We start from the raw sequence: 22,452 nt of genomic DNA, 5'->3' as shown, positions 1-22,452 counted from the left end.
TTTCTATAAAAAATAGACTAATTTGAAAAACAAATTAGTCTATTTTTATTTTTATTAATTTTAAAAAGTTATATATTTTATAAAATTTACATATATTTAAATTATTCACTATCTGATATTTTAAATATATCTGTTTTTATATAGTCAAAAAGATTATTTGAAACTTCATAATAAGAGATTAAATTATTCACTATTATTTTTACATAATCCTCTCCCATTATATCTACTCTAGCTTCATAATTATCTGAAGTTATGTTAATAGTAAATTTATATTTACATCTTTCTCTAGCTTTTTCTGGTTGTATTTTTCCGACTAATCTTTTTTGTACCATTTTACTAGCTAAATCGTCATAACTCCATCCACTTATTTTCTTTGTTTCCTCTCCATAATCTATTGTTACTTGCTTCCATGTTTTATATTGTTTTATAAAATCAAAAGAAGTATATATACTCGTATCTAAAATTTCTTTGAATTCTTTTTTATAAGCTACTGGCACTTTATAATATTCTTCTTTGTTTACTGTATAAACCCTAAATACATTTAAATCTGTAGAAAATTTTATATCATCATCTGTATATCCCTCATATATAGGTTTATAAGAATCCGGTGTTCTAATTTTACTAAATTCATTGAAAGAATATTGGAATTCTTGTACTTTTTCTTCTTCCATTCTAACGTTAGAAACATTCCCATCTGATATATATATTTTCTTCTTGCTTTTAAATTGACTTAAAAGACTTCTTGCATCTACTTTTTCTTCCACATCTGGAATCTTAGTACCCTGACCTTTTCCTACATTAGAAAAGTAATTAAAAGCAGCAAAATATATTATAAAGAAACAAATTATCCCCATTATTAAAATGGCACTTTTCTTCACCTTTCTTTTTGACATTATATTTCCCTCCATGCCTTAAAATTATCTATGATAATTATATAACTTTTTATTTAATTTTTTAAGTATTATTTATCATTATTAAGACATTCTTTAGAATTACAGTCAATACATGGAACTTCATCTATTATTTCAGGCTCTATCTCTACTTCTTTATTACATAAATCAAACTCACTTATACATGGTTCTACATGGACTGTTATTCCTTTTATAATTGCCAATTCATTAATTAATTTCTTTTCTAAATCATTAGCTATATCATGACCTTGTTTTACTGTTAAAGCTCCATCTACACAAATAACTAAATCTACATATGCAAATGCACCATGTTTTCTTGTTCTCATAGTTTTTATATGTTTTACGCCTGTTGTTTCTTTACAGTATTCTATTATTTGTTTCTCTTGTTCCTCATCTATAGAAACATCCATAAGTTCATTCATTGAATTTGTAAATATCTCTAATGCAACTTTACACACTATAAGCGCAACTACTATAGTTGCTATCGGTTCTAAAATTTTATAACCTAGCATAGCTCCACCGATACCTATAAATGCTGCTACTGACGAAAGTGCATCAGATCTATGATGCCATGCATCAGCCTTAAGAGATGGTGAATTTATTTTTTTTGCTACCTTTATAGTTATTCTATATTGATATTCTTTTATTGCTATTGATATTACTGCCACTACAAGTGGTATTAATGTCGGTACCTTCACTTCATCTAAATTAAATATTTTCTTTGCTCCATCAACACCTATAGTTACAGCTACAACAATCAACATAATTGATAATAAAAATGATACTAATGTTTCTGCTTTTTCATGCCCATAATTATGCTCTTTGTCGCCTGGTTTTGATGAAATTTTATTTCCTATTAAAACGCCAACTGAAGTTATAATATCTGATGCAGAATGAATACCATCTGCTATCATAGCAGTTGAATTACCAATTACCCCTGCTAATACTTTTATAATTGATAAAAATACATTCCACAAAATCGCCAAAATTGTGACTTTACTTGCCTCTTCATATCTTGTTTCCATATAAATTCCCTCCTAATTAAATAAACTTCTATATTGCTAATGGATATATGTTTCTTTCAATATTAATTATCATTTCCCTAAAACGTAAAAATCACCTAGGAATTCTAGGCGATTTTTCTATTTTTATATTAAATTATGTTTATTATTTCCACTTATATGATATTTTTTATTTTATTTATATATACCCATTAAGTTCGTTTTAAAACAATTTTTGTATATTTTATTGTGTTATTCATTATATTATAACACCTAAAAGTAGAAATTGTAATCAAAATAAGCAAGTTTTTTCAATTAATTCTCAATTGATTTTACAGCTATTTTTCTATTTTTCTAGCCTTAGAATCTATAAAGCACAACCAATATCCAAGACTAGTACTTCTATTGTCACATGTTTGATATGTTGTAAAACCTGTTGTTCCTTTATCCGGTTGTTCAGATTTTTTGCCCGGTATTGCATAAATATAATTTTTTCTCTTGTTATATTCATCATATTGAACTCCAAATAAGTAATGTCTGTATTTATATGAATTCATAGCTATATCACTATACATAGTATAATTTAAACTATTTACATATCCTAAATAAGGCATTGTATAACCACTCATTGTAGTTGGTGTAATTTCTATCTTCCACCATCTTGTATTTGGGATATAATCCGCTGCAAATGGTTTAACTTCTTTAAAATATTTTAGACCTTTCTTTATTTGTCTAGGCATAAGTAATTTTCCTGCACTTAATTTTTCATCAAAATCTGTGTTGCTTTTTTGAATAGTTTTTGGTTGATTGTATTGTTCTTGTTTCATATTTTTTCGTTTGTTTTGGGTTCTATCTTTAGAAATTAATTTTTGTTGTTTTGGTTTGATATTATTGTCTCTTTCATCTTTTGGCATTTGTAGAGGTTTTGCGCATTCTTTTTTCGGTTTTGACTGTTGATTTGGTGTATTTTCTTCTTGATTTGTTTCTTCTATTTCTTCTACCTCTTCATATTCGTATTCAGGTTCTTCGTATTCAATATATTCATACTCCTCAATATCTTCTGTATCTTGTGGTTCGACCTCTTCTGTCTGTTGTATTTCTTCCGGTTCACTTGTATCTTGTGTTTGTAGGTTGTCATCTTCATTATCTAAATCATCTTCATATATATATTCTACTTCTTCATATTCATATTCGCCTTCATCAGGATTTACATATTCTACTTCTTCGTATACATCATTTCTATCGATATATTCTTCTTCATCACTTTCTGTGTATTCCTCGATTTCTTCTTCCGGTTCAAATATTAACTCTTCATAATTTTCTATTTTATTACCTTTAAATCCGATAAGTGGAACATATTTATCATAAGTAAGTGCAATTGCCTTAATATCACTATCATCTTCACCTAAATCTAGTACAAATTCACCCTTTCCTTGAGAGTTTAGATTAATTCTTCCTAAATTTAATCTTTCATAATCAGTACGAAGAGCGATTACATCATATCCATCTTTTAGATTTTTTAAATTTTCAACATATAGCGCTACTATTGATTTTTCATCATTTACTTCTATTTTAGCAAAGGCTTTAGGAAGAACACGTTCTTTACTTCTAAAGTTCATGTCCTTTGCCTCTAATATGATATAGTCTCTTTTAAATTTTCTTTTAGAAACCACTACTTATCCCTCCTTAAACATACTTGCTCAAAATATTATATGTTTAAGGTTTTGGAAAATAGTATTATTTAGATGAAAATTTATTTATTTCATTAGATAAATTAGCAAATTCATCTATGCTAAGAGTTTCTCCTCTTCTTTTTTCATCTATGTTTGCAGCTTTTAACGCCTCTTTTATTTGATCTTTTGATAAGAATCCTAAGCCGCCTAAAGAGTTTAATAAAGTTTTTCTTCTTTGTCCGAAAGATGCTTTTACTGTTTTGAAGAAAATATCTTCATTATCAACAATATATTTTTTCTCATCTCTAACATGAAGTCCTATAACTATTGAATCTACATTTGGTTGTGGGACAAACATATGTCTCGGAGCTTTTGCAACTATTTCTGTATCACAGTAATATTGAACAGCTACTGATAATGCACCATAATCTTTTGTAGATGGTTGTGCATTCATTCTGTCTGCAACTTCCTTTTGAACCATTACTACTATGTCAGTAACAGGAATATCTTCTTCTAAGAATTTCATAACTATTGGTGTAGTTATATAGTATGGAAGATTGGCAACTAATTTTACTGGTCCTCCATTTAACTTTTCTTTTATTAATCCTTGTACGTCTACTTTTAATATGTCTTCATTTACAACTTCAACATTATCTAAATCAGCTAATGTTTCTTTTAATATTGGGATTAATGTCTTGTCTATCTCGATAGAAACTACATTTTCAGCTACTTTTCCCATCTCTCTTGTTAGTGTTCCTATACCAGGTCCAACCTCGATTATTTTATCAGTTTCTGATAATCTAGCTCCTTCTAATATTCTGTCTATTACATTATCATCTATTAAGAAGTTTTGTCCTAAAGACTTTGAAAACTTAAAGTTGTGTTTATTTACTACTTCTTTGGTAGCTCTATGTGATGAAAGTCTATCCATTATTTTTTCCTTTCCTTAAATAATATTTTATTAAAATATTTCTATTATTTTTATCAATTATTATCTTATTAATACTAAGACATTTTTATTGACACATTTTCAATTTTAATATAAAAGCTATCTTTATTTTATTATTCTTCAGTATTATCTATAGAGTTTACAGCTTCAACAAATTCTTCTCTTGAAACTCCATAATTATTTAATCTGCTTAGGAATTGTTTTGCATTTCCGTATCCTATCCCTAATATTTGACCGATTTTATCTCTTCTATAAGATGCATCTTCATTTCCGATTAAATTATTTCTTATTAAGTCAACTTGTCCAAATTCGTCTCTCTTATTGCTACTTTCAGTTCTAACTTTATTAAGTGCTTTTATTATACTTTCTGGAGATGCATTTTCTATCCCTATATCTCCATCTTTTTTAGCTTCTTCCCTTGGTAAAAATGCATGTTTACATCCAGGTACTTCTTGAGCTATCTTCTTTCTTATTTTTTCACCAGCAAAATCTGGATCAGTAAAGATTATTACCCCTCTTCTCTTTTGGGCAGCTTTGATTCTCTCCATAACACCTTTAGGAAATCCAAATCCACCAGTTGTTATAAGTTCAGCATCTAAGGCTCTTTTTACTGCTGTAACATCGTCTCTACCTTCTACTACTATTATCTCTTTTATCATTTAATTTCACCTTTTTATTTTATATTTATTAAATTAGTATAAATTATCGTGTCTATATATTGCTAAATTTCAATGATTTCTTATCTCATTCGCATCTTTATATTTTAAATTTTTTTCATTATTTAATCAATCCTTTTTACAAAAGTCATCAATATATTTGATTAAAGTACTGTATTTTACACTAAAGTACTTAATTTATGATAAAATTTATATATTAAAGTTATTTACATATAAATTATAATTATACAAAAATTTTAGAGGGAGAATATTTAATGAAATTAAAAACGGGGATTAAAAATTTAATAACATTTTTTTTAATTGCAATTATATGCGTATGTGGTTATAGGATTTATGAAAAACTAAATGACTATAAAAAGGCAGACGATTTATACGCTAATTTAAGAACAGAAAAAGAAGCAAATCTTGATAAAAATAATAGTAATTCAGGTACAGCCAATACTATAGATTTATCATCTATAAACAAAGATTTTGTATGTTGGATTAATATCGAAAATACAAATATAGACTATCCAGTTGTCCAAAGTAAAGACAATTCTTACTATCTTCATCGTGATATCTATGGAAATTATCTATATGCGGGGACTACATTTTTAGATTATAGAGATTATTATGATGACAGTAAAAATTTAATTATTTATGGTCATAATATGAAAAATACTACTATGTTTAGTCAACTTGAAAAATTTAAAGAGGAATCATTTTTTAAATCAAATCCTACTATAACTTTAACAGATAAAAATGGGGAGAAAAATTATGAAGTTTTTGCTGTTTTATTAGTTAAGAAGGATTATCCATATACTATTCCGAACTTTAATAGTGATGACGAATATAATAAATTTTTAAATAAAATTGTCGATGATTCAATATTCAGCACGCAAAATAAACCTACATCCTCAGATAAAATACTTACATTAAGTACTTGTAGTTATGAATTTAAGGATGCTAGAACTGTAGTATTTTGTAAAGAAAAGAAAATAAATTAGATTTTATGGGGGGTTATTATGATAGTATCTAAAAAGCAAAAGTATAAATCTTTAAAAAATAGTAATTTAAATAATAAAAGTGTACTAATACTCGACTCATTTATATCGTGCATGAACAAGAAATCTCATAATATAAATATTCCAACAAATATAAATACACTTGGATATAGATGTTTTTATGATTGTGAAAATATAAAATCTTTATATGTTCCTCCAAATATATCGAATATTGAAAAAGGGGCATTTTATAACTGTAAAAGCTTAGAGAAAATTGAACTTCCAAAAGAATTATCTGATTTAAAAGATGAAACTTTCTATAATTGTTCAAGTTTACAATCAATAAATATACCAGATGATGTTTCTTATATTGGAGAAAGGTGCTTTTTAAATTGTGAAAATTTAAAAGAAATCAATTTTTCTAACAAGGTAAAATCTATTAATGACTCTGCATTTAAAAATTGCTCTAACTTAACTAAAATTCAAATTCCTAATTCAGTTGAAGTTATCAGCAAAAATGTATTCTTTAATTGTTTTAACTTAGAAGAAGTTATATTACCTGATAATATCGATATATTAGAATCTTGTTTATTTGCTAATTGTAAAAAGCTAAATAAAATCAATATTGGACAAAATATTACAGAAATAAAGGAGCTTGCCTTCTTTGAATGTAGCAGTTTAAGTTCTTTAGATTTACCTCAAAATTTATCAAATTTAGGCTCTAGGGTATTTTCTAATTGTACTAATTTACAAAATATAAATTTGCCAAATTCGATTATTTCTATTGGACAAGGCATTTTCTCAAATTGTACTAATTTAATAAAAGTTACTTTACCAAACAAACTTACATATATACCATCTAGTACATTTAATAATTGTATTAATTTAGAAGAAATCAATCTACCTAAAACTGTAAAACAAATAGATAATTCAGCATTTTCTAATTGTAAAAAGTTAAAAACTATAGATTTACCTGAAACATTGCAGTCTATTGGTTCGGATTCATTTTCAGGTTGCGAAAAATTAAATCATATTACTTTACCTGACTCTTTAAAAAATATAGGTACAGCGGCATTTTATGATTGTAAATCATTATCAGAAATAAATATACCAAATACAATTAATACATTAAGTCCTTTGACTTTTGCTAATTGTAGCAATTTAGAAAAAATCAAGCTCCCTAAAATGTTTGATAAAATACCAGATTCGTGCTTTGCAAATTGTACGAACCTATATGATATAAATTTACCTGAAACGTTAAATTATATAAATTCATATGCATTTTCAAACTGTTCATCATTAGAAAATATTAGATTACCTAAATCTATAAAAATGATAGGTGAACGTGCATTTAATAACTGTACTAATTTACGTAAGATTATTATTCCTAAATACATTAAATCAATCAGCAATTCTGCATTTGATAATTGTAATAATCTTGTTATTTACGGAGAAAAAAATTCTTATGCACATAAGTACGCTATTGCAAATAAAATAGATTTTGAAGAATATAAATTTATAAGCCTTCGAGGTATTTCTATAAAAAATTCATTTATATCTATGCTAAATAACAACCAAAGTAAATTAGATTTAGTTTTATACCCTGAAAATACAAATGATATTTTCAAAGTAAAATGGAGCTCTTCTGATGAAAATATCGTATCGGTAAAAGACGGCATTATTACTAGCCATAATGTGGGTATAGTAACTATAACTGCACAAGTTGGATATAATAAAATAGCAAAATGCATAGTTCAAGTTGAACGACCTTTAGAATCTATAAAACTTGAAACTGATTATTTAAGTTTAAATAAAAGCGAATCTAAATCTTTAAAAATAGAATATTTCCCTAAAAATCATACTTGCACAGATAACCCAGTTTGGAAATCTTCTGATGAAAATATTGTAAAAGTAGACTCTTATGGAAATATTACAGCTATTTCTAAAGGTGATTGTATTATTACGTGTACTTTAGATGGTAAGTCTGACTCTTGCAAAGTTAATGTTGATTTACCATTAAAAGAAATTACGCTAGACAAAACTTCATTAAATTTAAAATGCAATGAATCATATAAATTAAATATATCTTATATACCAGAAGATACTACAGATGTTATATCATTAAATTGGTCTTGTATGGATTCATCTATAGTTGCAATCAATGATGATGGTACTATCAAAGCATTAAATCCAGGAACTACAGTAATAACTGCATCTGCTAATAATAAAATTGCAACTTGTATAGTTACTGTTAGATCTTGTATTTCTGCAGTTAAATTTAAAGATGATAGAATTAATTTAAAAGTAGATGATTCACTAAGTTTAGAAATACTAGATCAAAATAATGATTATGTTGAAAACGAACTTATAACTTGGAATATTTCAGATAGTAAAATAGCTAAAATAGAAAACAATCGCTTAATAGCTACAAATGAAGGTACTACTGTAATAGTTGCCCAAGTTGAGGGACTAATAGCTGCTGCTATTTTAAATGTTTCTTTGAAAAAAATTCGTTTATTCGATGTAAATTATTTAAAATCTAGTTCAAATATTATAACAGGAAAAGGAATAGTCGGAGCTACTGTTAAAGCCTTCAACAACAATGAATTAATTAGTGATACATGCATTATAAGTTCAGATAAAAAATTCTTACTTCATATCGAACCGCAAGAGCCCGGCTCAGAAATAATAGTAGAAATATCTAAACATGGATATGAAACTAAAGAAGAAGTTATAACATCTTTATATGAATTTGATACATTTTATGTAGATTCAGTTGAAACATTAGATTCTAACAACATATATATTTCAGGAAGAGGTTGTAGCGGGGCTTATATAAGGGCTTACATAAAAAATACTCAGATAGGAAAGGCTTGTTCTGTAAATTCAGATGGACATTTTAAGATGCATCTTCCAAAAATAAAATCAGACACAGTCGTAACTTTAAAAATGAGACAAACTAATTATGTAACAGCTAATAAAAATATTATTATTCCATAATATAAAAAGGAGTAGTCAATCCAGATTGGATTGATTACTCCCTTTCTTTTACAATGATTTTCATATTTTAAGTAAGATTACTTCTCTTTTGCTATTAGAGTTTTAATTTACCTTTAATCAATATTGTCGCATATTTCTAATAAATTTTATATTTTTACTCATATATAATAGCAAATTAATGTCATTAGAATATAAAACTATTTTTTAAGATATTTTCGCTTTCCTGTTGATCGTCTATTTTCTATAATGTCGGAAAATATTACTTAAAAATTTATATTATCATTTTATATTCTAAGGTATTTTTATAATACCACTTCTCTTAAATATCTCTGATTTTTTAATCCTGTTTATCTACTTATTCTCTAGTTTATCTATTACTATATTTGTTACTTCTTAATTTGTTACTTATTCTCCCTTATTTATTGCCTTTTTATTTTATACTTTATATAAACTTTCTATAATTTTTTTCTACGTTTATTATCAATCCATAATCCAATCAATACAATTAATGAAATTGATCCTATTATGATTTCATTTGTTAAGTTAGTATCACCTGTTTGTACATTTTGTTCTGGCTTTGTACTTTCCTCTGGATTACTTGGCATATTTGGTTTTACTGGATTCTCAGGTTTATTCGGATTACTTGGGTCATCCGTATCTTCTGGTTTCTCAGGTTTATCTGGATTTACTGGGTTATCCGAATCATCTGGGTCTCCAGGCTTATCTGAATCACCTGGATCATCTGGATTCTCTGGATCACTTGGGCTATCTGGTTTCCCTGGATTTTCAGGTTTTTCTGGCTCATTTGGTTTATCCGAATCATCTGGATTTCCTGGTTTATCTGGATCACTTGGTTTATCCGAATTATCTGGATTTTCAGGTTTTTCTGGCTCATTTGGTTTATCTGAGTCATCTGGATTTTCAGGCTTATCTGGATTACTTGGTTTATCCGAATCATCTGGATTTCCTGGCTTATCTGGATTACTTGGTTTATCCGAATTATCTGGATTTCCTGGTTTTTCTGGATTACTTGGTTTATCCGAGTCATCTGGGTTTTCAGGTTTATCCGGGTCTCCTGGATTCTCAGGTTCATCTGTTATAATAAATGTATTAATAATTGTAACAACTTCTTTTTTTACATCTACTTTTACATTCTCTTTATCGATTTTCACCATATATCCATCATGATTTGGTTCACTTATATTATATTTATTTCCATAGATTATATCAGTAACTATTTTTTCTGTTCCTAATTCATCATAAGTAAATTTTATATACTTCTCTGTTGAACCATCTGCAAATTCTCCAGAAACTTTTATTGTAAATATTTCATCACCTTTTAGTTTCTCAATGTTAGAAACATCTTTTTTAACGTATAATGAAACATCTTTCGAATCGAACATTTCAACCTTTTGAATTTCCCCATTTTCTTTTACAGTAAATTTAATATCTTCTGCCAATAAGTATCCATCTGGAGCTTGTTTTTCTACTAAAGTATACTCTCCAACTGGTAATCTATTGATCTTATGAGGTTCTGTAGTACTTGTCCACTCTTCTATTATATTTCTTGCTGAATCAATTATTTGTAGCGTTGCGCCTGGCAATTCTTCGCTCGTAACTATATCTTTTTTAGATATCTCTACCTTTGTATAGTCATCTTGCATTATTGTAGAACCCTTGATATTTCCTTCTGCATCTATTGTAAATTCAATATCTTGTGCTAGTAAATATCCTTTTGGTGCTGCTTTTTCTCTTATTGTGTATGTTCCTGCTTTTAAATTATTTATAACATGTGGTTTAGTTGTAGATGTCCAGCTTTCTATTATTTTTCCTTTTGAATCGAGTAATTCCAGCTTCGCTCCTTCTATCTCCTCACCTGTCGTTATATCTTGTTTTGATATTGGAACATTATTTGTTTTTTCAACATCATATATTGAAAATTCTTGGACTTTTCCTGTCTCTTCAATTACTACTTTTACATCTTCTGCTAAGTTATACCCCTTCGGCGCTTTTACTTCATGTAGTATATATTCACCTACTGGTAATTTACTTATCGTATACGCTTTATTTTCCGACGTAAATTCTGCTACTATATTTCCTTGGCTATCTAGTAACTGTAATTGTGCTCCTTCTAAGATTTCTTTTGTCTCTAGATCCTTTTTAGTTATTTCTACTTTTGTGTAGTCATCTTTCATTTCAACTCTTTGGATTTCTCCAGTTTTATCTACTTTGAACTCTACATCTTCTGCTCTCACATATCCATCTGGTGCTGTGATTTCTCTTAAGATATACTCACCTATCGGCAATTTATTTATCTTATAAGGTTCTGCGGTACTTGTCCATTCTTCTAATACTTTTCCTGTTGATTTTTCAATTACTTGCAACGTTGCACCTGGCAATTCTTTACTCGTAACTATATCTTTTTTCGATATTTCTACCTTTGTATAGTCATCTTGCATTATTGTTGAGCCTGTGATATTTCCTTCTGCATCTATCGTAAATTCAATATCTTCTGCTAGTAAATATCCTTTTGGTGCTACTTTTTCTCTGATTGTGTATGTTCCTGCTTTTAAGTTATTTATAACATGTGGTTTAGTTGTAGATGTCCAACTTTCTATTACTTTGCCTTTTGAATCCAGAAGTTCTAGCCTCGCTCCTTCTATCTCCTCACCTGTCGTTATATCTTGTTTTGATATTGGAACATTATTTGTTTTTTCAACATCATATATTGAAAATTCTTGGACTTTTCCTGTCTCTTCAATTACTACTTTTACATCTTCTGCTAAGTTATACCCCTTCGGCGCTTTTACTTCATGTAATGTATATTCACCTACTGGTAATTTACTTATTGTATACGCTTTATTTTCTGATGTAAATTCTGCTACTACATCTCCTTGGCTATTTAGTAACTGTAATTGTGCTCCTTCTAAGACCTCTTTTGTCTCTAGATCTTTTTTACTTATTTCTACTTTTGTGTAGTCGTCTTGCATTTCAACTTTTTGGATTTCTCCGCTATTTGAAACGGTAAACTCTACATCTTCTGCTCTAACATATCCATTTGGTGCTGTTATTTCTCTTAAGATATATTCACCTATTGGAAGTTTATTTATGATATGGTCTTCTTCAGTTGTAGTCCATTCTTCAACAATTTTATTTGTATCTTTTTCAATTACTTGTAAAATAGCCCCTAATACAGGTTTTCCTGTTGTTATATCTGTCTTTGATATAGAAACTTTACCTGTTGTTTTTTTATTTGTAACTGTAGATAATACATCCTCATCACTCATAGTTACTGATGTTTTATCTATTGACTCTAAAATATACCTATTTCCTATTTGTTCCTCAGAAATTTCGTATTTATTTCCGTAAATCACTCCAGGTACATCTTGAGCTTGTCCTATATTGTTTTTGTCAAATATAAATTGTTTTGTAGTTTTTCCCTCTACATCTGAAAATTGTCCTGTAACTTTTATAGTAAATACATCTTCATCAGAAAGTGTTGCATTATCTAGTATTTTTTTAACTACAGATAATTTTCCTGATTGTTTTCTTATATTAGTTACTGATAATACTTTAACTTGTATAGAACCATCTAAAGTTACTGACTTTGTATTGTAAACAACATCATAATTGTCATTACTTATTTCAGATATTGTGTAAGTTTCACCATATATAGTATTTTCAACTATAACTTGTTTATTTAATTGATCTTTAGTGATTTCTATTGTCTTTGAATTTGTTCCATCAGAAAATTTACCACTTACTATTAATGTGAATATATCTTCATCACTAACTGTATTTATATTTTCAACATTTTTTGTTACAGCTAAAAGCCCACTAGCTTTTTTTGAATTAACAACTTCCACTAGTTGATTCTTTTTGTTAACTGTTACTTTACCTCTGTCTGTAATAAGCACATTATACGAATCTGAATTTTCTTCAGTTATTGTATAATTATTTCCGTAAATAACATTTTCGACTTCTTTATTTACACCATCTAGAGCTTCTTGTTTTGTAAATGATATTGTTTTTTGTTGTGAACCATCAGAAAATTCTCCACTAACAACTATATTAAATACTTCATCTATATTAAATTGATTTCCATCAACCAATGTTTTCTTTACAAATAATGAAACATCTTTTGTATCAAACATCTCTACTTTTTGAGTAGTATCAGTTTCTGTTATTGTAAAATCAATAGAATCTGCTATTAAATATCCATCTGGTGCAGATTTTTCAACTAATGTATAGTCTCCCGGTTCTAAATTATCTATTTGATATGGTTTACCTGTTGATATCCACTCTTCAACAACTGTACCTGTCGATTTATCAATTATTTGAAGTGTAGCTCCTGGTAATTCCTCATTTGTAACAATATCTTTTTTAGATATTTGTACATTTATTTTATGGCGTTTCTCTTTTTTGTTAGTAATATATCCTGCATAGCCATTTTGGACTTTAACTATACTATCTTTTTTATTTAAATTAATTGTATAAACAGTATCATCTAATATATATCCTTCTGGTGATTTGACTTCTTTTACATAGTAAGTATTTAATAACAGTTTACTAGATAAATCTTCTCCATTAGATGTTGTTATTATTTTTGTTACTAAATTTGTACATTCTTTGTCAGAATAAATACCAAATTCAGCGCCTGATAATATTTTGTTTGTATTCTCTTCATCAACTTTAGTTATTGATATTTGTGCTGATTCTGTAGTCCCAGGTATACTTACACCAACTTTTGCTGGTTCAGCAATTAACGTTATATCCTCATTGAATGAGTTCTTTGTTGAGTATAAATATCCAAATGAGTTCCAAGCAACTTCTCCTGGTATAGCATCATCGCCTATAATACCTTCAAAGTAAACTCTTAACATTTGTCCTTGTTTTAATTTAAAACCATCCTTTAATGTTACACGTAGAGATTTATGAACATTTTTGTCATATGATGAATCCCAAGTAGTCACAGAATTCCAATCTTCATCTGTATAAGAAATTTTGCTAGAATATCCTACTGAATATTGAGATGAATCAACAGTTGATATGAAGTTTTTATCACTATCTAATATATCAACTTTAAAGTTTGGATTATCTGATAAGTAAACAGTAAATTCTGAGTTTCTAGAACTGTTTAAATTTACAGTACCTACATCTCCTACATGAGGGAATTTATCTATTAATGTTAAATTATATATATCACCCTCGCTGTTACTTTTTACATATAACGTATATCCTACTTTTTGACCTGCACCGCTACTTATAACAGTATTATCATTTTGTTTATATCCATATCCATTGGCATGATTATCACCATAACCATTACCAGTTTTATCTTCGTCTAACACTTTATCATATCCTGATAAATCACTTATCTGTTTAAATGAATATGTTGCATAGTTTCCAAATATATGTGCTGATGCTTGATTTTCTATAGCATCTTTTTTCTCGCCGTTAATTTCAACTTTCGTTACATTTCCTTCTGTAACGTTATCTTTCTTAAATGATTGTGTTGGAACTAGCGATACATTATTCACATATGTACCGAAATTCGCTATATCACTGTCATTTGCTGATACAAATGTTATTTCTGCATATCCCCCACTTGGAATAGTATATTTTTCGTTCTCTAACTTCCAAGTTAAAACTTGAACATCTTTTCCTTCTGAATTAGTTTTTGTCGATACATCTAAAAGATTTCCTATATCAAAACTATCTCTCTTACTTCCATCTTTATTATAAATAGTAATATTTTGAGTATGCTTACTATTTTTAGATAAAGTATATGGATTAGGTAAAGTATCAATCACTGTATAATTGACCATATCAGAAGAATCATAATTATTTCCACTATTGTTTACTTTTATTGTCCATTTTAAAGATGATTTTATAGCTATTTTAGAATTTTCATCTACCTCATGCAATTCATTACTTCCTGCATTATAAAATCCATCTAATTTTTTACTTATCCCTGGGAATATACCTACTTTTTTAATTGTTACATCAGATTCATACCAAGTTGTATTTTCGCCACCATAAATTCCATCATAATTTTTATTTAATATATTACAAGATCCATCATTTTTAGGTGATTTATCTGTATTTGTTGAAAATGGTAGTTTTACATCATTTCCTGGTGCCTCTTTTTCTGTAGTATCATATGCAAATGCTATTTTATTTACTGATGATAAGTCTGCAACATTGTTATCAATTTCACATAAATATGTAAATACTATTGCATGACCCGGCTCTAACTCTGCCCCTTCATTAAATGTAAATACAATTTTCTCATTATTATCATAAGCAGCATTTACAACAATACCTGCATCTAAAGTTACACCTTGAGGTAAATTAATATCACTAGCATAATTTATAGTTGTTATTTGGTTTGATTGATTTACATTATAAAACGCATTAGAATCTTTACCTAGTGTGATATATTTGAATCCTTTAGGAAGAATGTCTACAGCTTTTTTAAGTGGAAGATTATCACTACTATTTGCATCATTATATATAACATATGTGTATACTACTGCATTTTGCGTGCTTCCATAACTATAAAGTGAATTACCATTTACTGAGTAATATCCAGATACAGAATCCTCATTATATCTAGTATATTTACCAATTGATTTTATTCCTTTTTGTGTCCATATATTATTTTTTATTGCTGGGTAATAATACTCTGTTTCACCTTCAGCAACAACATTATTTTTTATTCTTAATTCGATAGTATTGTGAAGTCTATAGTCAACTGCTCCGTCTTTAGGGACTTCTGTTGCTTTCGAGAATTCACTTGTCGTAACTGCTTCAAAAGTCAGTTCTATTGTATCTCCATTTTTTAGTACTCCACTTCCAAAACTAAAGTTCATATAATACCAGTTTGCACTTCCATTTAATCTTAATGGATTTTCTGTAACTATATTCCCATTAGAATCAGTTTGTTTTTCTGTAATATTTAATGATTTACTTTTATCGATAATATCGTTATTTGTGAATCTATCCATAAAAGAAATATCCCAACAATTTATGTCTTTTCCTGTATTGTTTGTATATTTAATTTTAAATGTTACCTTATCTCCTACTGAAATAGGATTTGTTTTGTTATCTGCTAACTTTCCATCTACATATGCTTGTTTTATAACTTTTGTTTCTGGATAAGTAAGCTCAACTGTTGCATCATCTGATATTTGAGTACTATTGAAATTTAGTGTTGCTGTATTTACAATAGTTCCTGCCTCTACTTCATCTGAAGACTTAGGCGTTGCAATTACATTTATACCATTTACTACCTTAAAATCAGTTCCTACATCTCCAAAATTAAAAGTTATAGATTTTACATTAACTATATCTTTATCATCGATTAAAGATGTTAATTTTGAGTTTTGTGAAGGATTGTCTATTTTTATAGTTTTAGTTGAATAATCATTAAACATGACTTCTACATTATAATTATCTATCCCCTCATAAGAACCTGTTGTTATTTCTTTAAGTTTGAATTTGGAATTTACCCCATTCCATGTTGAGAAATCATCTCTGACTGTTACATTTTTTAATGAATTTTTTGAAGTATTAGAAAAACCAGCTATAGTAAATGTAACATCTTCACCAGATCCGATTGGTACAGAAGCCTTATCTACAGATTTATTTATTTTTAAATCTACATCTTTAGGCGTTTGATATGTTTTGCTTTCTTCTCCCTCAACATTTAATGTATTTACTATTGATCTATATCCATTAAGATTAAATAATGAGTCAAAAGTTTTATCTTTTGGATATGTTAATGTAACAGTTTGGTTGAAAGTTTGATTTGGCTCAAGATTTACATCTTTCCATGTTAAGATGCCATCTTTTAATTCAAGATTATATTCATCCAAATCACCAGATGTTGTTATTGTTATATTATCGCCATCTATTTTCCACCAGTCTATAACATTTCCGTTTTTATCAACAGGTAAAATATCTTTTACATCAACTTTAGTTTTTTCTTTCCCCGTATTTGATATGTTTAAAGTGTATGTAACGCTTTGACCTTCTCTTATATCATCAGAGCTAGATGTTTTATTAACTCCAATTTTATATCCATCAAGTCCGATTTTTACTGTTGCTTCTGCTTTTTGTCCATTATTATTTGTAACTTGATTTTTTACATCAATAGTTTTTTCTTCACCAGTAATTAATTTATCTGGTAAATTTTCTGTTACAACTTTCGCGTTGTATCTTAAGTCTATTTTTGACCCTTTTTTAACATTCCCAATTTCCCATGTTATTGTATAAGACTTAGTTAATTCATTGTATTTTACTGTTCCTGTATAATCCCCTGATTTAATTGTATTATTAGACTTATCATACTCTGGAACTAAACCTGCTGGCATAATATCCACTATAGTCTGTTTTTCTGAATCAAGTTCACCATAATTAGAAACTTCTACTGTATAAGTTATAGTTTCACCATCTTTAAATATCTTGTATGAATCATTTGCGTATTTATTTAAAGATATTCTCGCTGATGGTTTTACCACTTTATTTACAGTTTCATTAGTGTTTTTATTGTTTACAGTTGCAGTATTTTTGATAAGAGTTCCTTCATTACAATCAGTAACTTTCACATAAAAAATATAAGTTTTTTGAGCTCCTGCATCTAAGCTATTAACAACCCATTTTACTTTGTTATTTTCTAGTGTATATCCATTAGTCCATTGTTCTTGATTTATAATTTGAGTATTTTGTGGGATTATATCCTCTACAACAAAATTCTCTAATTCGGAACTACCATCGTTTTCTACAGTGATTTCATATTTTATAATGTCACCTATTTCTACATCTGAACCATTTTTTCCAACAACTTCACTAGATTTTCTTGAAGTTATTCTAGCAGTTGTAGGAGGTACAGTTGTAGTAACTTTATCTTCTGAAGTTGAGTTAGAATTTCCTACTATAGGTTTGGCATCAAAGCTAACCTTGTTTGTTATAGTTTCTTCTTGTTGTGTTTTTTCTGCAACTAAATTTGATGTATAAAGAGTAACTTGCATATCTGGCTCTTTAATTTCACTGTCTGGATTTAAATCATTTTGCCTCGTATGAATTATCTTTATTTTTCTTCCTTCGATAGTAATTTTGGCATCTTTTTCACTTACTTCTAGAATCTTTTTGCCTCCTATTGTAAGTACTCCATTAGATGAATTTATTTCACCTTTTGGCAGATTAATCGAACTAGGTAGTTCCAACTCATCTGTAACAGTATATTCTTTTGTAAATATCTCGCCTACATATCCTTTATTATTTGATGTAGCTTTGATATTGTATACTATTGATTCATCTTTTATACTACCATTGTTATTTCTATCTATAGTTTGTTTATTTGCAGTTTTTGAAATATTATCCCAACTAAAAGATGATTTTGCAGTAATAGTAAAATCACTTATTATGCATTTTTCATCTGCTACTTTATCAGTAATTATATTATCATTTGAGTCTAATATTTCTGTTTTTATTATTACTTTTTCTCCATCATTAGTTACACCATTTTTGAATATCATTTGAAAATCAAATTGGTTAGTTGAACCTTGAGTAAGCTCTGTTATAATATATCTCTTTCCACCCTGTCCATTTACTAATTTTAGCTTTATGCCATCCAAAGTTATCTCGTTTTGGATTGTTCCATCAGATTTTTGAAAATCCGATAATATAACATCTGGATTATCTATTTCCAGTCTAATTTTATAATCCCCTATTATATTTGAATTAGAACCTGTTGATGTAACATGTACACGAGTGACTTGTCCTGTTGGAATTGAAATATTTCTATCAGTTATATTACTTTCTTGTCCAACTTTTATAACTAATTCTTGATTTACTTCTTCTGATTTAACATTTTTAATATTATTTTTTTCAGTTTTTTCATTTTCAGTAGATTTTTCATTAGAGGTATCTTCTTTATTGATATTATTTTGTATATTGTCTTTTTCTGAAGATAGCTCTTCTTCTGTTATGTTACTATTTTTATCTAGATTTTTATCATCAATTATTCCCTCATTTTGATCATCTGATGTTTGTTCATTATTGTCGATATTCTCCTGTGATGATACATCCTGAGATATTACCTCTTGCCCTTGATATTCATCTACAGTTGCATAAGCATATTGTAATGTGTCTGTGCTTATTAATAGCAATGCTAAAACAATTGCAATAACTTTCTTGAATATGCGATATAAATGTGTATTCATTATTTGATTTTTCTCCCTTGCTAATTATTAATTAGAAATATTTAAATCTATTGCAAAGGTAAATTTAAAATAACATTACTCTATATTTATGCAATTTTGGAAAAAAATGAATAAACCACTGTAATAGCTATTATATCATATTTATTTCTTAATTATTATATAAATAAAAGCAAAATTGTAATTTAAATAGAATTACAATTTTGCTTTTATTTAATAAATTATTTATTATCTATGTTTATATCTATTGGATATTTATATTTAATAACCAATCTTAAATCCAATAGATACGATTCTTTTTTATCTACATTTTCAAATTCAATACTTGATATCTTTGATCCTATCTCGTATGATGTATCTATAGATGAATTTCCATCCAATTCACTACCTCCATCATAACTAATAGATGAATCTGTTGTATATTTTACAGTTAAATGTCCTTTACTGTATTTAACATCTTTAATAATAACCTCTTTTCCGAAATAATCTATCTTTTTAGGGTACTTATCGTCTATTTTTAACTCTATTTTTTTATTTGCATTTACTAAAACTCCATCTGCTTTTAGTTTCAGCTTTTTTCCTTTATCATAGTATACTGAAGGTACTATAGTTTGGCTCCATCCTCCATTTTCTAATCCCATACCAGATAATTCTAATGAAGATTTATAAATCTCTCCATTTTCAGATATTATTCTTAAGTTATCTAATCCTTGTAATTCACCTATATTTGTTACTTCTCCATATGTGTTTAAATACATCATTGTAGGAGATACTCTTAACTTGTCTATATTTAAATTCAGATCACCATCATCTATTTGTTTATTTATTTCTATATTTTTAGTTTTGCTTAATTGTTTTGGTATCTCCAATTCTACATTTGTTGTCCCAAGTGTTTCATATTTGAAATCATTACTCTTGTCATATGATGCACTCACTTTTAGCAATTTAAGTTTTAATGATAATGTATTTTTTCCCTCTATTAATTCTGCTATATTACCTCCAACAATATTTATTGTTGTTTTAATATTTCCATCTTCATCTTTATCAAAATTTCCTCCACTCATTGCAGCATTTACAGAATCTACATACAATTCATAATAACTTTTGTTATCTATATCATCATTATCAGAAATAATCATGTCATCTACTTTAGTTTCCATTATAGCTTCAAAGTTTATTCTTTGTTCATCAATATAAATATTTTGAATTATGATATCATATCCTCCTATATTTATATATTGTGCATCGGATGCTTTATAACCATTATTAACTGCATTTTCTATTCCGATATCTCCAAAAATATATCTAAACATTGTATCTGCAAATGTTCTAAAACTAGGTACAAATGCATATGAAACACCTATTATCAAAATTGATGCTACAGATGTTATTGCCCATTTTTTATATTTTTTAGGTTTCAATTCTTTTAATTTAGTATTTAATCTTTCATCTAATTCATCTGGTATTTTAATATTTTCACTTTCAAATTCACTTAATAATTTTTCTATCTCTTTCTCTTCATCTAAAAAATTTCTTTTATCTTTATTTTTATCCATATTATCTCACCTCCAAATCCTTTTTCATACTTCTAAGAGCTGTATACATCTTTCCTTTTACGGTTCCTACTGGAACATCAAGTATATTCGCAATTTCGTCTAATTTATAACCCATATAAAATTTCAATCTTATCATTTCTCTAACTTGAGGTTCTATTTTTGCCAAACTTCTTTCCAAATCAAGTTTTTCTTCTTGATTATCTGATTTTGACTTTATAGTTCTAGAACTTTCAACGTCCTCTAAATATATTAATTTATTATTTTTACTTATAGTATTTTTAGCTTCATTTATAACAATTCTCAAAAACCATGTTTTGAAATATTGTGGTTCTTTTAAATTTTGTATGTTTTTTAACCCCTTTTCCACTGCTTGTAAATATGCATCTATGCTGTCTTGTTCATTTTTTAATATTGTGTATGCTAGTTTATATCCCTCATTTTTCAAGCTATGTACCAGAAGGCTATAAGCTTTAAAATTTCCCTTTATTGCTTTTTTAATTAATTTTTCGTCCATTACTTTTACCTCCTTTCACATATTAGACTAATGAAGTAATTAAAAAGTTATAAATATTTTTCAAAATTTTATATAAACCTAGTTTTTAATTAAAATTTCCAAACTCAATGTATTTTCTAAAAATCCACATAAAAAAAGCATACAAAATATTTGGATATTTTGTATGCTTTTTAATAAAAATTATCTATTTAATTCCGAAGAATCTTTTAGCATTTTCTTTTGTTGCTTCACAAACTTTTTCATAAGAAATTCCTTTTTCAACTGCTATTGTATCAGCTACAAATTGCACTAGTGATGGATCATTTCTTTTTCCTCTATGTGGTGTTGGTGCCATATAAGGTGAGTCAGTTTCTATTAATAATCTATCAAGAGGTATTTCTCTTACAACCTCTTTTGTTTTTTTGTTGTTTTTGAATGTTACTGTTCCTGATATTGAAATATAACATCCCATTTTAACATATTCTCTTGCTAATTCAACATTTCCACTATAGCAATGAAGTACGCATCCTATTTTAGGACTTTTTGTTGATTTTATAATCTCAAAAGTATCTCCATGTGCATCTCTATCGTGGATTATTATTGGTAATTTTAATTCATTAGCAAGTTCAATTTGTCTTTTGAACCATTTTTTTTGAAGTTCTTTATATTCAGCATCATAGTAGTAATCAAGTCCTATTTCTCCGATTGCTACTACTTTTTCATTTTCTATTGCCATTCTTTTAAGTTCTTGTATATCATCTTCAGTTAAGTCTTTAACGTCATGTGGATGAACACCTACTGCTGCATATATGAAATCATATTTGTTTGCAAGTTCAACACTTTCAGCTGATGTTTTCATACAAGCACCTGGGTTAACAACTAAATCAACACCTTTTTCATTAAGAGAAGAGATTAACTCTTCTCTATCTTCATCAAATCGTTCATCATTTAAATGTGCATGTGAGTCAAAAAGCATATTTACC

11 protein-coding genes are annotated in these 22,452 nt (G+C 27.8%); 2 read left to right on the top strand and 9 right to left on the bottom strand.

The features are described from left to right. Positions 1-101: 101 nt before the first annotated feature. From RDX53_RS00165 to rnmV, 5 genes are all read right to left on the bottom strand, one after another. Entirely contained in the window at positions 102-893 is a 792-nt protein-coding gene (locus RDX53_RS00165; protein WP_295574715.1) for a hypothetical protein, read from the bottom strand. A 68-nt stretch (positions 894-961) separates the two neighbouring features. Beyond that, positions 962-1,936: a cation diffusion facilitator family transporter gene (locus RDX53_RS00160; RefSeq protein ID WP_195930213.1), complete on the bottom strand. Its 975-nt coding sequence runs from the start codon at positions 1,934-1,936 to the stop codon at positions 962-964. A 314-nt stretch (positions 1,937-2,250) separates the two neighbouring features. Beyond that, entirely contained in the window at positions 2,251-3,585 is a 1,335-nt protein-coding gene (locus RDX53_RS00155; protein WP_195930214.1) for a hypothetical protein, read from the bottom strand. Positions 3,586-3,649: 64 nt separating this feature from the next. Next, complete coding sequence (rsmA, locus tag RDX53_RS00150) at positions 3,650-4,516, bottom strand: 16S rRNA (adenine(1518)-N(6)/adenine(1519)-N(6))-dimethyltransferase RsmA (RefSeq protein WP_195930215.1); 867 nt, start codon at positions 4,514-4,516, stop codon at positions 3,650-3,652. A gap of 131 nt (positions 4,517-4,647) precedes the next feature. After that, positions 4,648-5,193 (bottom strand): ribonuclease M5, encoded by a 546-nt coding sequence (gene rnmV, locus RDX53_RS00145; protein WP_195930216.1) that lies wholly within the window; start codon positions 5,191-5,193, stop codon positions 4,648-4,650. Positions 5,194-5,465: 272 nt separating this feature from the next. Here rnmV and srtB point away from each other — a divergent pair, with 272 nt between their 5' ends. Both srtB and RDX53_RS00135 read left to right on the top strand, forming a co-directional pair. Next, positions 5,466-6,197, top strand: a complete 732-nt coding sequence (srtB, locus tag RDX53_RS00140) for a class B sortase (RefSeq protein WP_195929616.1) — start codon at positions 5,466-5,468, stop codon at positions 6,195-6,197. An 18-nt stretch (positions 6,198-6,215) separates the two neighbouring features. After that, entirely contained in the window at positions 6,216-9,194 is a 2,979-nt protein-coding gene (locus RDX53_RS00135; RefSeq protein ID WP_195929615.1) for a leucine-rich repeat protein, read from the top strand. A 455-nt stretch (positions 9,195-9,649) separates the two neighbouring features. Here the strand turns inward: RDX53_RS00135 and RDX53_RS00130 are convergent, their stop codons facing one another. From RDX53_RS00130 to RDX53_RS00115, 4 genes are all read right to left on the bottom strand, one after another. Next, on the bottom strand, positions 9,650-19,423 hold the full coding sequence (locus tag RDX53_RS00130) for a SpaA isopeptide-forming pilin-related protein (protein WP_307993441.1): 9,774 nt from the start codon (positions 19,421-19,423) through the stop codon (positions 9,650-9,652). A 218-nt stretch (positions 19,424-19,641) separates the two neighbouring features. Continuing rightward, a complete protein-coding gene (locus tag RDX53_RS00125; RefSeq protein WP_307993440.1) occupies positions 19,642-20,976 on the bottom strand; it encodes a DUF5643 domain-containing protein in 1,335 nt (444 codons plus the stop codon). Position 20,977: 1 nt separating this feature from the next. After that, entirely contained in the window at positions 20,978-21,490 is a 513-nt protein-coding gene (locus RDX53_RS00120) for a sigma-70 family RNA polymerase sigma factor (protein WP_307993439.1), read from the bottom strand. 184 nt (positions 21,491-21,674) lie between these two features. Then, positions 21,675-22,445 carry a TatD family hydrolase gene (locus tag RDX53_RS00115; protein WP_307993438.1) on the bottom strand — a complete coding sequence of 257 codons (771 nt, stop codon included), beginning with the start codon at positions 22,443-22,445 and terminating at the stop codon, positions 21,675-21,677. Positions 22,446-22,452: the final 7 nt, after the last annotated feature.

This window comes from uncultured Intestinibacter sp., from assembly GCF_902468165.1.
In the GTDB taxonomy this organism is placed as follows: Bacteria; Bacillota; Clostridia; order Peptostreptococcales; family Peptostreptococcaceae; genus Intestinibacter.
This window is presented reverse-complemented; position numbering and strand designations above follow the sequence as displayed.